12 protein-coding genes and 1 pseudogene are annotated in these 13,056 nt (G+C 37.6%); 11 read left to right on the forward strand and 2 right to left on the reverse strand.

Annotated elements, in window-relative coordinates:
- Window positions 1–3: 3 nt before the first annotated feature.
- The 10 genes and pseudogenes from P0077_RS11350 (at window position 4) to P0077_RS11395 (ending at window position 9,280) form a co-directional block, all read left to right on the forward strand.
- Window positions 4–684 carry a Tat (twin-arginine translocation) pathway signal sequence containing protein gene (locus P0077_RS11350; protein WP_276165369.1) on the forward strand — a complete coding sequence of 227 codons (681 nt, stop codon included), beginning with the start codon at window positions 4–6 and terminating at the stop codon, window positions 682–684.
- A 20-nt stretch (window positions 685–704) separates the two neighbouring features.
- The gene (locus tag P0077_RS11355) at window positions 705–1,118 is read left to right on the forward strand and encodes a DsrE family protein (RefSeq protein WP_194525949.1); all 414 of its coding nucleotides are present in this window, start codon (window positions 705–707) and stop codon (window positions 1,116–1,118) included.
- A 21-nt stretch (window positions 1,119–1,139) separates the two neighbouring features.
- Window positions 1,140–1,946, forward strand: a complete 807-nt coding sequence (locus tag P0077_RS11360) for a sulfite exporter TauE/SafE family protein (RefSeq protein ID WP_276165370.1) — start codon at window positions 1,140–1,142, stop codon at window positions 1,944–1,946.
- Window positions 1,947–2,190: 244 nt separating this feature from the next.
- On the forward strand, window positions 2,191–3,387 hold the full coding sequence (locus P0077_RS11365; protein ID WP_276165371.1) for an acyl-CoA dehydrogenase family protein: 1,197 nt from the start codon (window positions 2,191–2,193) through the stop codon (window positions 3,385–3,387).
- 321 nt (window positions 3,388–3,708) lie between these two features.
- Complete coding sequence (locus tag P0077_RS11370) at window positions 3,709–3,918, forward strand: hypothetical protein (protein WP_276165372.1); 210 nt, start codon at window positions 3,709–3,711, stop codon at window positions 3,916–3,918.
- Between the two features lie 72 nt (window positions 3,919–3,990).
- Window positions 3,991–4,203, forward strand: a pseudogene (locus P0077_RS11375) (nuclear transport factor 2 family protein); the annotation flags it as partial.
- Between the two features lie 232 nt (window positions 4,204–4,435).
- Window positions 4,436–6,874, forward strand: a complete 2,439-nt coding sequence (locus P0077_RS11380) for a TonB-dependent receptor (protein ID WP_276165373.1) — start codon at window positions 4,436–4,438, stop codon at window positions 6,872–6,874.
- A 264-nt stretch (window positions 6,875–7,138) separates the two neighbouring features.
- A complete protein-coding gene (locus P0077_RS11385; RefSeq protein WP_276165374.1) occupies window positions 7,139–7,957 on the forward strand; it encodes an alpha/beta fold hydrolase in 819 nt (272 codons plus the stop codon).
- Between the two features lie 104 nt (window positions 7,958–8,061).
- Window positions 8,062–8,982 carry an alpha/beta fold hydrolase gene (locus tag P0077_RS11390; RefSeq protein WP_276165375.1) on the forward strand — a complete coding sequence of 307 codons (921 nt, stop codon included), beginning with the start codon at window positions 8,062–8,064 and terminating at the stop codon, window positions 8,980–8,982.
- Window positions 8,983–9,019: 37 nt separating this feature from the next.
- Window positions 9,020–9,280 (forward strand): outer membrane beta-barrel protein, encoded by a 261-nt coding sequence (locus tag P0077_RS11395; protein ID WP_276169195.1) that lies wholly within the window; start codon window positions 9,020–9,022, stop codon window positions 9,278–9,280.
- A gap of 113 nt (window positions 9,281–9,393) precedes the next feature.
- On the opposite strand, the gene P0077_RS11400 is transcribed toward P0077_RS11395, so the two are convergent.
- Window positions 9,394–9,885 carry a DUF2271 domain-containing protein gene (locus P0077_RS11400; RefSeq protein WP_276165376.1) on the reverse strand — a complete coding sequence of 164 codons (492 nt, stop codon included), beginning with the start codon at window positions 9,883–9,885 and terminating at the stop codon, window positions 9,394–9,396.
- A complete protein-coding gene (locus tag P0077_RS11405; RefSeq protein WP_276165377.1) occupies window positions 9,882–10,799 on the reverse strand; it encodes a DUF6607 family protein in 918 nt (305 codons plus the stop codon). Before P0077_RS11405 ends, P0077_RS11400 begins: the two co-directional genes overlap by 4 nt.
- A gap of 117 nt (window positions 10,800–10,916) precedes the next feature.
- Between P0077_RS11405 and P0077_RS11410 the strand changes: the two genes are divergently transcribed.
- Window positions 10,917–13,046 (forward strand): TonB-dependent receptor plug domain-containing protein, encoded by a 2,130-nt coding sequence (locus P0077_RS11410; RefSeq protein ID WP_276165378.1) that lies wholly within the window; start codon window positions 10,917–10,919, stop codon window positions 13,044–13,046.
- Window positions 13,047–13,056: the final 10 nt, after the last annotated feature.

Consider the following 13,056-nt stretch of genomic DNA (forward strand, 5'->3'; position numbering starts at 1 on the left):
ATTATGAGAACAAAGAACATGAATTCAAGAAGAAAGTTTATGGGTTCGGTACTTATGGGTGCTACAGCAAGTACCTTTTCAATAATTACCAACCCAGTGCATGCCAATATGCTAGAATTTGATGATAAAAAAATGACGGAGGCCGAAGATTGGTTCGAAAATATTAAAGGCGAGCATCGCATTGTCTACGATGGGTCTACGCCCCATGATGGTTTTCCTGTTATCTGGAACTGGGCTTTTTATCTGTCAAATAATGAAACCGGTTCTGGTGATGATGATATTACGGCAATGACGGTTTTACGACACAACGCCATTCCGTTTGCATTAAAATCAGAAGTGTGGAAGAAGTACAAGCTGGGAGAGGTCTTCGGAGTAAATGATAATGCCACCAAGGCTCCCTCTTTACGGAATCCCTATTACGAACCAAAGGAAGGAGATTTTCCCATGCCTGTAATTCAGGGTATAAAAGACATGCAACAAAGAGGAGCGATGTTCTGCGTTTGCAATTTGGCACTTTCAGTATATAGTGGTGTCGTTGCCCAAAAAATGGGGCTGGATGCTAAAGAAGTATATCAAGAATGGCTAGATGCGGTTCAACCGGGAATTCATGTAGTTCCTTCCGGTGTCTGGGCATTAGGAAGAGCCCAAAAGAAAGGTTGTGGCTACATTTTTGCCGGAAATTAATAATCTAAAATTTAGGAAAGATGAAAAAGTATATACAATTGGCAATGGTGCTATTCGTAACGAACATTGCCGTAGCCCAAGAAAAGCCCATAAAAGTTGTTTTTGATGTAACAAGCGCAAATACCGATGTGCATAAATCCGCAGCCCGTCATGTACGATTAATGTCGGAGACCTATCCGGATTCTGAATTTGAACTCGTGGTGTATAGCAGTGCTTACAGTATGGTTGATAATGATTCTTCTGCTGCAGGTGAGACACTTCGCGAAATTGTAAAGAATGATAATGTCTCTATTGTGGTGTGTGCAAATACCTTAAAAAGGAATAAAAAGAGTATTAGCGATCTGATTCCTGGCGTTACTACTGTGCCCGACGGTATTTATGAGATTATTGCCAAACAACAGCTTGGTTGGGGCTATATCAAAGAAGGAAAATAACCAAACTATAACCTGCTGAGCATGGAAACCATCCATATTTTGGGATATTTGGCGGCTTTGGCCATTGGTGTTGTATTGGGGCTGATGGGAGGTGGTGGGTCCATTATGGCTGTTCCCATTTTCACCTATTTATTTCATATCAGTCCCGTTGCAACAACCACGTATTCGTTATTTGTGGTGGGTACTTCTGCCTCGGTAGGAGCAGTAAAAAATTTCAAAAAGGGTTTGATAGATTTTAAGATAGCTTTGGTTTTTGCCATTCCTGCATTTGTAGCAGTATATATCGCTAGAAGATTTATAGTTCCAATAATTCCGGAAAAACTGATTTCGGTAGGCGGTGTTGTGCTGACTAGAAATATGAGTATTATGTTACTTTTTGCCATATTAATGTTGGTGGCATCATTGTCAATGATATTTAAGAAAGAGCGTGCCGTTGAGGATAAAATAATGACGCTGTATAATTACCCTTTGATGGTAGGAGGAGGAGTTATCATTGGTGTCTTGACTGGAATAGTTGGTATAGGCGGCGGATTTTTAATCATTCCGGTTTTGGTATTACTTGTAAAACTCCCCATGAAAAAAGCGGTGGCAACGTCACTGTTTATAATCGCCCTAAAATCATTGATTGGGTTTTCAGGTGATTTAGGTAACCTAGAAATCAATTGGACATTCCTATCAGTATTTACCTTGATTTCTATTGCCGGGATATTTTTGGGAGTCTACCTATCATCTTTTGTAAAGTGCGAAAGACTAAAGAGAAGTTTCGGCTGGTTTGTGCTCATAATGGCCATAAGTATTTTTTGTAAAGAAGTAGGTAACCAACTCTAGTTGTATGGGATGCGGGTTTACCCAAATGACACATATGTATTATCATTTGAACCAAAACTTACATGGCAAAATACGTTTGATAGGTAATTTTAATGAAACGCGATGTATGGCTGTACAACCCGCTGTCCATGCTCAAAACTCCCCTTTTTTTGTTTTTAATTAGTGATTTAGTAAAAGTGAAATTTTCAAGGTCACATGACTCAAGACTTATATATCCATTTAAATAACAGTTAAAAAAGGAATCATGATAGAGACACAGACAAACAAGAAAGAAACCTTACTAGAAAAATTAGAAGTCATTTTTCAAAATTGCCGAGACCGAGCGGCGTATTATGATGCTAATAATCTATTTTTTCAGGAAGATTTTGATGAACTTAAAGAAGCTGGGTATCTGCTCATTGCCGTTCCCGAAGAATTTGGGGGGTATGGAATGTTGATTGACGAGGTTGAACAACTCACTCGAAAACTTGCCTATCACGCGGCGGCAACGGCGTTGGGCCTCAATATGCATATTTACTGGACAGGTCTCGTCGCAGACCTCTATCGCTCGGGTGACACCTCACTGCAATGGGTGCTGGAGGAAGCTGGTAAAGGCAAGATTTTTGCTGCTGGGCATGGCGAGTCGGGCAATGACTCCCCGGTGCTCTATTCTACATGCGAAGCGGAGAAAGTTGAAGGGGGTTACAAACTTACGGGCCATAAAATGTTCGGTAGTCTTACTCCTGTTTGGGATTACCTCGGGCTTCATGGGCAAGACAATAGCGACCCTGACAATCCAAAGGTCATACACGTCTTTATGCCCCGTGAAACGGATAACTATGAAATTAAAGAGACTTGGGACAATGTGCTCGGCATGCGGGCCACTCGTTCCGATGATACAATATTAAACGGCGTCTTTATACCGGATAAATATATAGCAAGACAAGTGGCTCCAGGTTTTGCTGGTATCGATGGGTTTATTCTGGGCGTTTTTGCCTGGGCCAACTTCGGTTTCGCCAACGTTTATTATGGTTTGGCTCAACGAATCTTGAATACCGTACTGGAAAAATTACCCCAAAAGAAATCTATTTCCATGGGCCGGCCCTCTATGGCTTATCATGGAGGAATACAGCGCGATGTAGCCGATATGGTATTGGAAGTAGAAAGCATCGGTCCGCATTTAGATACCATTGTACGAGAATATGCCGAAGGTAAGGATTATGGGGGTGCCTGGGGTGTGAAGATTGTAGCTGCCAAATGTCATGCAGCCGAAGGCTCAATGCGTTTGGCCGATAAGGCAATGGACATTATGGGCGGTGCCGGACTCATCCATAAGGTTGGTTTTGAACGCTTGTATCGCGATGCCCGTTTGGCCAAAATTCATCCCGCTAACACCTATTTTGCCCGTGAAATTATGGCCAAGGGCATGTTGGGAATCGATTTAGATCTGAAGCCTAGATAAGTTCAAAATAAGAAATGTCTAAAACCAGACAACAAGTTAGGCTCTTGATAAGTAATTAGAAACGGTTCCTGATATAAAGATCTTTATTGGAAAGTCAGATTTTTTAAGTATCAGGTTCATGATATGATTTTCTTATGAATAGAAGATTTTTTGGTGTCCTTTCATCAATTTTTAAAGGTTTTGCATTATAAGTTGAACATGGTACTAAAAATTAATAAGTCTGCAACATGCATGTTAAGTGTGGTTTAATTGTCGCCTTCATCTTTTTGAAGTATAAAATTATAAACCACTAAAACTTTAGAAGTTATTAAAACAGCAACAGTGTACGCAGTGATTCTTTTATTTGGAATGTCTTTTATTAAATGCGATGCAAAAGATGATGACAATGGAGTAGTTGATAATACAAGTTTACTTGAGGATGAATTCTCTGCAGAACAAGAAGAAATTAAGGGCGTATTCGCCGGAATAGAACAAAGTCTTAGAGACGGAGATATGGATAAGCTCATCTCATATCATGCTTATGGACCCTAATTTACCGAGTTTAAAAATGGAGAACCTAGAAATGGGGATGAAGCAAACGAAGTTTACGAGCGTAATGTTTTTGGGGCCGTAACTGAAGTAATAAAGTCTGATGCTCAAGATTTAAAAATAGCGGTGTATGGCGAGGTGGCCAACGTAACTTTTCATTCTGATTTTCATTTGAAATTTGGGGAGGATTTGGTGGTAGTCAATGAGCAAACATCATTACTGTTCTTAAAAACCAATGATGGCTGGAAAATTATTCATGAACACCACTCGCCTTTGAATGAAGGGTGAGATGTAGAGGGGATAAACCTGTAGTTAAGGGGAATACTATCGTTTGTTGTTCTTTAGTAGTCTGCGGATAAAGGAGAAAATATTAAAGCGAAAACGAAGTATACAGAATAGTATACCATCCATACAACTGAATTGATGTGGTTTTGGGTTTTTTATATTTTTAATTGTTTGCCTATGTTACATTTCCATAGGTTCCCCCTAATGAATTGTTGAATAGCTTAATTAAGGCGTGATGAAACTATTAAACAGGGGAATTCCCATTATTTGTTTTTTATTATTGGGCGTGTTGTTTTCTTATAGTCAAGAAACTATCTCAGGAAAGGTACAAACGGAAACGGGCCAGCCTATTTCCTACGCCAACATATTGTTATTAAAAGCTAGTGATTCCTCATTTGTAAAGGGGGCTATCTCAAATGAGAATGGTTCTTTCTCGATTGAAAACATATTAAAAGGCCGGTATGTAATATCGGCAAGCATGGTTGGTTTTAAAACTACCGCTACTGAGGAGTTTAATTTTGAAGGAACAAAAGAATTAACCTTGTCTCCACTTTTACTATCTGAAGGTGTGGAGTTGGATGAAGTGATAGTGGCATCAAAAAAAAACCTGTACGTTCAAAAAATTGACCGTACGGTTATAAATGTGGCTAGTAGTATTTTATCAACAGGCTCTTCTGCGCTAGAGATTCTAGAACGGTCACCGGGAGTACTGGTAGATAGGCAAAACAGTTCTATTGCATTGATAGGTAAAAGTGGGGTGGTAGTTATGATTAATGGCAAACAAAGTTACATGCCTGCAGCTGCTGTTATATCTCTATTGGAAGGAATGAATGCGGGTAATATAGAGACTATAGAACTCATTACCACGCCACCGGCAAGTTTTGACGCAGAAGGTAATGCCGGTTTCATCAATATAGTATTAAAAGAACAGACAGATGCCGGTCTTAACGGATCATACGCATTGTCTTTTGGTGTAGGAAATGGTACTGTTACATCAGACAATATTAATTTCAACTATAGAAAAGATAAGATTAATTTCTTCGGTACGTATTCTTTTTTAAGGGATTCACAAGGGCAGTTGTTTGAATTTGACCGTGATTTTATAGATGCGGATGATATACCAATACATGTGTATACCATTTCGGACCGTGAGCCTATACAACGAAACCATAGTATTCGGACAGGCTTGGATTATCAAGTATCTGGTAATACTATTTTGGGGCTGTTGTTTTGGGCCAATGATAACAAATGGACCATGGATGCAACCAATGGTAGTTCTGAAACTGAAGCGGGTATGCCAAGTTCATTTGTAGAATTGTTATTGTTAGAGCGAAATCAAATTCAGCATTTGGGTTTGAATTTTAACCTGAAACACAATTTTAAAGACAAGAAGTATCTAAGTTTAGATGTGGATTACCTAAAGTATGATATTGAAAACCCTACAATGTATACCAACCGTTTTTTTGATGGAAACAATGATTTTTTAAGGGAGGAGCTTACAGAAAGCGATAAAATAACTCCAATTGATATTAAGGTAGGTAAGGTTGATTATCGTGCTCATAGTTCGGATAAAATTAAACTGGATATTGGGTTAAAAGGAGCGTTTAGTAATTTTAATAATGATGTAACCGTTGGCACGTTTCAAGGGGCTAATTTTATAGAGGATGCTGAGCTTACGGAAATCAGCAGTCTAAAGGAGCAAATACTGGCGGGATACAGTAGCATTGATTATAAAATACACGAGAAGACTAGCTTGCAATTGGGGCTGCGTTATGAACATACCAATTCTGAGCTCATTTCTGATAAACGGGGTAAAGTGGTAGATAGGTCGTTTGGTGAATTGTTTCCAACGGCGTATATCTCACACAAATTAAATGATACCTTAAGTTTTAACTTTTCCTACTCACGACGTATAACAAGGCCAACGTTCAATGACATGGCTCCCTTCGTTATTTTTGTTGACCCAACGACCTTTTTTGCTGGTAATCCTGCTGTTCAGCCCGCTATTTCTAATGCTGTTAAATTTGATGTCAATTATCAATCTTTGATAGTGTCAACACAATACTCAGTAGAGGATGGAACAATTTCAAGATTCCAATCTCGATTTGACGAAATGAGTGAACGTCTAATTTTTGGTGCATCAAACTTAGATGAGACCAAAATCTTTTCTTTGACTCTGGGGCTTCCGGTAACATTGACTAATTGGTGGAAAATACAAAATAATTTCACCTACTTGAACACCAAAATTGGCAATACGTTAGAGGGTACAAAATTTAAATTTGAACAAAACACATTCAATATCAATCATACCCAATCGTTTACGATGGCAAAAAATCTGACTTCGGAATTTAATATCAACTATAATAGTCCGTCTATAATTAGTTTTACCGGAACGGCAGTTTTAGAGGAATTTTATGGTTTAAATATAGGAATTCAAAAGAAGTTTGGTGAACGAGGAGGTACGTTGGCATTCAAGGTGAACGATGTATTGGACTCTATGAAATATACGGTAAAGACAGATATACCAGAGCAGAACCTAAATACGACCAATACGTTTGATTTCTTTAATCGTACTTTTTTATTGACGTACTCCAACAGCTTTGGGAATCGTAAACTTAAATCTGCTCGTCAAAGGGGTACCGGTTCCGAAGAGGAAAGACAAAGGGTGAATTGATAGTCTCTAAAGGGTTTTAAGAACTATTGTATTTACCGTAAAAGGCTATGAGGTTTACTGAGATTTTCAAAAAGTTGCTAAAAAAAACCTTCGTATTAACTAAGCCTTAAGGGAAAAGTTTCTTAATAAAAGGAATATCATTTTTATCATTGGGTCCAATATGTTCTGGGTGCTATCAACTATATAACCATTTATCTGTTCAGTTCGTGTAGAGATTGATTTTCAGTAAGTTAATATAAAATTTAACCTATAAATTCTACTAAAATGAAAAAGCTGATTTTATTCATATTATCAATAGTAGTAATGCAAGGGCTACTAGCTCAAGAGGATAATTTTGCAGAAGTAAATGATATAAAATTGTATTACGAAATCAAGGGAGAGGGCGATGCAATTCTTTTGTTACATGGTCATACTATGACCCATGATATGTGGTCTCCATGGGTAGATGAATTAAGTGAGAATAATATGGTCATTACAGTGGATACTAGAGGGCATGGGCAATCTACGACCACAGCCGATTCATTTACATTTAAAGCTGCAGCGGTAGATTTCTATGGTCTTCTTGATAAACTGAAAGTTGATAAATTCTCGGCTATGGGTTTTAGTGGTGGAGCTATGGCGCTGCTGCACATGGCAACAATGGATACCACCCGTATTCAATCTCTAATTTTATTGGGTTCAACACCCCATTTACCCAAAGAAACAAGAGAATGGTTAGCAAGTAAATCCTATGAAACTGTAGCTTCAGATAGACCTGACTGGATAACATATATGAAAGCGGTTCAACCTGGAGGTGAAGATCAAATAAGACTTCTGTTGAAATATTACAATCAAATGGCAGATTCATATACGGACATGAATTTTACGGCACCATACCTTTCCACAATAAATTGCCCCACTTTAATTATAAATGGGGACCAAGACCCAATTATACCTGTTGATATTGCCGTGGGGTTATATAATGCAATTCCTGAATCATCCTTATGGATCGTACCCAATTTGGGCCATGCTGTTCCACAAAAAGAAACAATATTGGGAGAGCTCTTTACGGAGACAATTGTTGATTTTCTGGTAAAAAATTAATGTTCGTTAAATCTAAATGTACTAAAACACTTCTCACAATATTAAAATAGAATAGTCATGACCACACGAGCAAAAAAAGCATCAGTTTTATACGACCATTACGTATGGGTTTATTGGTAATGCTAATTTGTTTTATCTCCTGCAAAGAGAAGAAACCAGAAAAGCAGAACAGTGTTCCGGATCCAGATAAGACCGAACTAAAAACCGTTTTGATCAATGGTAGTAGTTTAAACTATTTGGATATAGGTAAAGGAGAACCCGTTGTATTTGTTCATGGTACAGTTGGTGATTATCGGGTGTGGGAAGCACAGATGTACGCCTTTGCTAAAAACCATAGAGTTATAGCGTATAGTCGCCGTTTTGCTTATCCAAATAAACAAGTGTTAAACGATTCAGCCGATTTTTCGGTTACTGCGCATTCAAAGGATCTTACAACGTTTATTCAAGAACTTAATCTTGGACCTGTACATCTTGTAGGCCATTCTTTTGGTGCTTTTACATCTTTAGTGACAGCTTTGGAGCATCCTGAATTATTACAAAGTTTAACCCTTCGAGAACCACCGATTATGTCACTATTGCAGAATATTCCTAAAGGTGAGGAGTTATTAAATGATTTTGTAGGCAATGTATTGATTCCTGCAGGAGAGGAATTTGCGAAAAAGAATGATGAAAAAGCGGTAGAAATATTTATTGGAGGTGTTTTGGAAGATAGTCTGTATTTCTCAAAAGCAGCCCAGAAAGAAAAGGACTTAATGCTAGATAATATCCTAGAACTAAGAGCTTCTGTTACTAGAAAGAATCTTCTTCCTCCTCTTGCATGTGATGATATTAAAACAATAAAAATGCCAGTGTTATTAATGAAAGGTGATAAATCACCAGAGGTTTTAACAGCCATATTAGAAGAACTTCATTCTTGCATAGGCCATAGTGAATTTGTTATATTATCAAATTCTTCACATGGGTTAGCGTATGAAAACCCCGTTGAATTCAACAAAATTGTTCTTGATTTTATTAATAAAAATTAGCTAATTTATGTTGATGCTTTTTTAAACCATTTGTTTCATTTGCTCGGATACGTTAGAGGGCACAAAATTTAGATTTGAACAAAACACATTCAATATCAATCATACCCAATCGTTTACGATGGCAAAAAATCTGACTTCGGAATTTAATATCAACTATAATAGTCCGTCTATAGTTAGTTTCACCGGTACGACAGTTTTAGAGGAATTCTATGGATTAAATATAGGAATTCAAAAGAAGTTTGGTGAACGAGGAGGTGCGTTGGCATTCAAGGTGAATGATGTATTGGACTCTATGTAATACAACCGTAAATACTCTTTTATATATTTTTATTGGGCTTGTCACACTATCAAAAACATCACGAGGGCAAGCGCATAAAAAACCTGTAGAGTTCAATAAAAGAATGCTCAGGTTTATTGCGGCAGCATACGAACGTAACGAATATAGCCTTTACCTTCTTTTTTTGACATTAAATTCTCTGTGGTTAACTCAAATTCTACATCACTTTCAAAGTATTCATTATCTTCGACTGCTGACTCAAACCGAATTTTATAACCGGCATCAATTTTATCTACGGGTATTTTTAAGACCGTCATTTTACGTTGTCCTCCGGTAACGGTTTCACCCACAATAGCATCAACATTTGGTCTTCTTATACCATAAACGTTTTTCCACCATTCTTCAATATCACGATACCATTCATTGTCATCTCCTTGTACGTATAGGGTTTCTTGGTATTCCTCATTCGTGTCAAGTATAGAGACCACAATGTATGCGCCTTCACCCGTATAATTGGTTAGTTGGATCATGCATTTGTAGCTAATGGTTTCTGTAGGGTTGATAAAACTTACCAACCCCAGAAAACATAGTGTAAAGACTATTGCAATTTTATATTGCTTTTTCATTTAGCATCTGTAGTTACAAAAGACTCGATTATCTCTTCTATTTCCTTCTTCTTGACTATTTCATCATCAAAAAGATACTTGTAAAGTACTTTGTTATCCACTTTTTCAGCAAGGTGTAAGTCTGTTTTACGGTCAAATACTTTATCCCATTTTGAACGTACTAATTTCCATTTTTCAGCATTTTCTTTCCACCAAGCAGCAGCAGCTGCACAGCGAGAGTCATCTACTTTTACATAGGTGTTGTATCCTTTTTCTTTGGCTATGAGCACATCATCGTTGCCCTCTTTACGTAAAATTTTATCATTATCCTGGTCGTGAACCCAACCATAATCCGTAATTTCTTGTCTGTTTCCTCGCATGGTCAGATTGTAATCGCCTCTAGTGGTATATTCTCTTCTTGGAAGAGGAGCGGGAGTGGTGTTTTCCCAGTAACTTTTTCCATCTACATGAACCCATGTTGCTGTACCCTCATACCTAGGGCTGTCATCTACTTGATATACTTTTTGGGTCCATTGTCCATCAACTTCTTCGTTGGTTTTGTTTTTATACGTCCAGTTGTTATCTGCATTGTATAGATAAAGGTCTTGGTTTTCGAACAGCCAATCTTGTCGCCAATGCTTTATAATCATGGGCTCAGCAGGGTTTCCTACTTGTAAAATGTGCTGTATGGTAACTTGATCGGCTTTGTTCGTTACCAACTGCGCCCATTCCAACCCTTTGTCCACTTTAGTTTTTGATGGTTTGTAAAGGGAGTCGTTGGTGTAATTAAAAGTTTCGGCAAAATTGAAGGTCACCTCAAAGCAACCGCACATTTTTTTTATGGCTTCGGCATCTTGCTTTTGTTTGTTTTTCTGTGCAATTCCAGGAAAACTAATGGTAGAGGTTAAAAGGAGTAAAAAGAGTGATTTTTTCATCTTACAAATGTTATTAGTGGTCTATTGTTTCGGCTGTAAAAATATAAATTTTATTTAGACTGATTAAAAATAAAATATATATTTGCGTTCTATTAAGAATCAGTCTAAACAATATTCATGTCTTTTCGCCTATTGGCCCCATTCTTATTTTCATTTGTATGTGTTGTTACAAATGCCCAAGAAGAGCAACGCGACTCAACCGCAACTACTAAATTAGAAGAGGTAGTGGTTACCGGTCAATACAATAAACAAAGTGTAGATAAGTCGGTTTTTCAAGTAAAAGTGATTTCCAGGGAGGTTATCGATAATTTGGCGGCAAACAATTTGGCCGATGTTCTTAACCAGACCTTGAACATAAATATTATTCCAAACCCATCTAGCGGAAAGAGCGGTGTTCAACTTTTTGGTTTGGATTCGCAGTATTTTAAAATTTTGATAGACAACGTTCCTTTGATCAATGATGAAGGGCTTGGTAATAATACAGATCTGACCCAGTTGAATTTAGATGATGTAGAACAGGTTGAGATTGTTGAAGGCTCCATGGGAGTACAGTATGGTTCTAATGCGGTATCCGGTATAATAAATATAATAACTAAGAAATCTTCTAAATACAAATGGCAGATCAGTCCTTATGTTCAGGAGGAAACGGTTGGTAACGAATATGGGCTTTTTGATGAAGGTAGACATATACAATCATTAAAGGTAGGACACAATATTGCTGAGAAATGGTATGTAAACGGTACATACACTCGCAATGATTTTGCTGGTCATTTTGGGAGAAGGGAAGGACAGAACTATGAATTGAATGATGGTAAGCGTGGTTATGAGTGGTTACCTAAGTTGCAGAACAACGCCAAGGGACTTCTGCGCTATAATGGCAATAAGCTCAATGCATTTTACCGATTTGAGTATTTTGATGAAGAGGTGTCACGGTACGATTCTCTTGTGCGTACCAACTTAAATTCAGCAACTCAAACGACCAATCCCACCGCTTCTGATGAGATTTTTATATCAAAACGTTTCAATCATCATTTAAACTTCTCGGGAAATATTAGTGAAAAGACTACTTACGATGCTTCGTTCTCGTATCAACAACAGAAACGCAACGTAGAAACCTATAATTACCGTATTAAAACCCAAGAGAAATTTGATGATGATGAGTTTGAGTATGAGTCTAGAAAAGGGTTCTATTCGCGTGGTACACTTAATAATTTATTTTCGAATAATTGGTCTAGTTATCAGTTAGGGTATGAGGTAAGTATCATTGATGGTTATTCTTCTTCCTTGGCTGGAGATTTTGAGGCGGATCATATAAACCGGCGTTTAGAATCCTACGACGTATTTACTTCTGCAGAATATAACTTAAATGAAAAGTGGTCTGTACGACCTGGCGTTCGGACGCTTTTTTCTTCAAAATTTGACCCACAAACGGCACTCTCGTTAAGTTCTAGATATCTTTTTGATAATGGGTACCAGTTGAGAGCGGTATTGGGTACCTCTCCTAGAAGTCCCAATTATAATGAACTGTTTACGTATTTCGTAGACATTAACCATGATATGCGAGGGAATGAAGACCTTAACCCGGAACGGGGATACTCCGCATTTTTACATCTCAAAAAGGATTTTTGGACGGCAAATGATAAATGGTCGTTAAAGAACAAATTATCAGCTTGGTATCTCTCCGTAGATGATAGAATAGAGTTGACAATTGTTAATACCAACCCATTGGCTTATCAATATAACAATATTGATAGTTATAAAACTTGGGGTCTTTCCTATACCAATACTACGTCCTATGATAATTTGCAAATAAGCGCAGGTGTTTCTTTTTCCGGCCAGTCCAAAACCTTGGAAAGTGAAGTGGATTTTAATGATGATTACCTATACTCCTTACAGTTAAATGGTAACCTGTCGTACAGAATACCAAAATGGAATACCGTTTTTTCAGCATACTACAAATTCACGGGTAAGCAATATCAATTTGTTCAAAATCAGAATTCAGATGGAGATGTAATCTTTCTCAAAGATGAGCAAGACCAATATAGTTGGCTAGATGCCACCCTAAAAAAATCCTTCATGGATAATAAGTTTCAGGTAACGTTAGGTGCACGAAACTTACTGAATATTACTAGGGTAAATACGGTAACCGTTGGTGGCGGAGGTGTACATTCCAGTCCATCCAACGGATTGTTGCTAGGTTACGGACGATCATATTTTTTAAAACTTTTATACAACCTTAATTTCTAATTAGAATACT

Source organism: Zobellia alginiliquefaciens (assembly GCF_029323795.1).
GTDB lineage: Bacteria > Bacteroidota > Bacteroidia > Flavobacteriales > Flavobacteriaceae > Zobellia > Zobellia alginiliquefaciens.

Coding starts and splice junctions, on each gene's coding strand:
- P0077_RS11350 (WP_276165369.1), top strand. CDS start 4: ATGAGAACAAAGAACATGAATTCAAGAAGAAAGTTTATGGGTTCGGTA.
- P0077_RS11355 (WP_194525949.1), top strand. CDS start 705: ATGAAAAAGTATATACAATTGGCAATGGTGCTATTCGTAACGAACATT.
- P0077_RS11360 (WP_276165370.1), top strand. CDS start 1,140: ATGGAAACCATCCATATTTTGGGATATTTGGCGGCTTTGGCCATTGGT.
- P0077_RS11365 (WP_276165371.1), top strand. CDS start 2,191: ATGATAGAGACACAGACAAACAAGAAAGAAACCTTACTAGAAAAATTA.
- P0077_RS11380 (WP_276165373.1), top strand. CDS start 4,436: ATGAAACTATTAAACAGGGGAATTCCCATTATTTGTTTTTTATTATTG.
- P0077_RS11385 (WP_276165374.1), top strand. CDS start 7,139: ATGAAAAAGCTGATTTTATTCATATTATCAATAGTAGTAATGCAAGGG.
- P0077_RS11390 (WP_276165375.1), top strand. CDS start 8,062: ATGGGTTTATTGGTAATGCTAATTTGTTTTATCTCCTGCAAAGAGAAG.
- P0077_RS11400 (WP_276165376.1), bottom strand. CDS start 9,885: ATGAAAAAGCAATATAAAATTGCAATAGTCTTTACACTATGTTTTCTG.
- P0077_RS11405 (WP_276165377.1), bottom strand. CDS start 10,799: ATGAAAAAATCACTCTTTTTACTCCTTTTAACCTCTACCATTAGTTTT.
- P0077_RS11410 (WP_276165378.1), top strand. CDS start 10,917: ATGTCTTTTCGCCTATTGGCCCCATTCTTATTTTCATTTGTATGTGTT.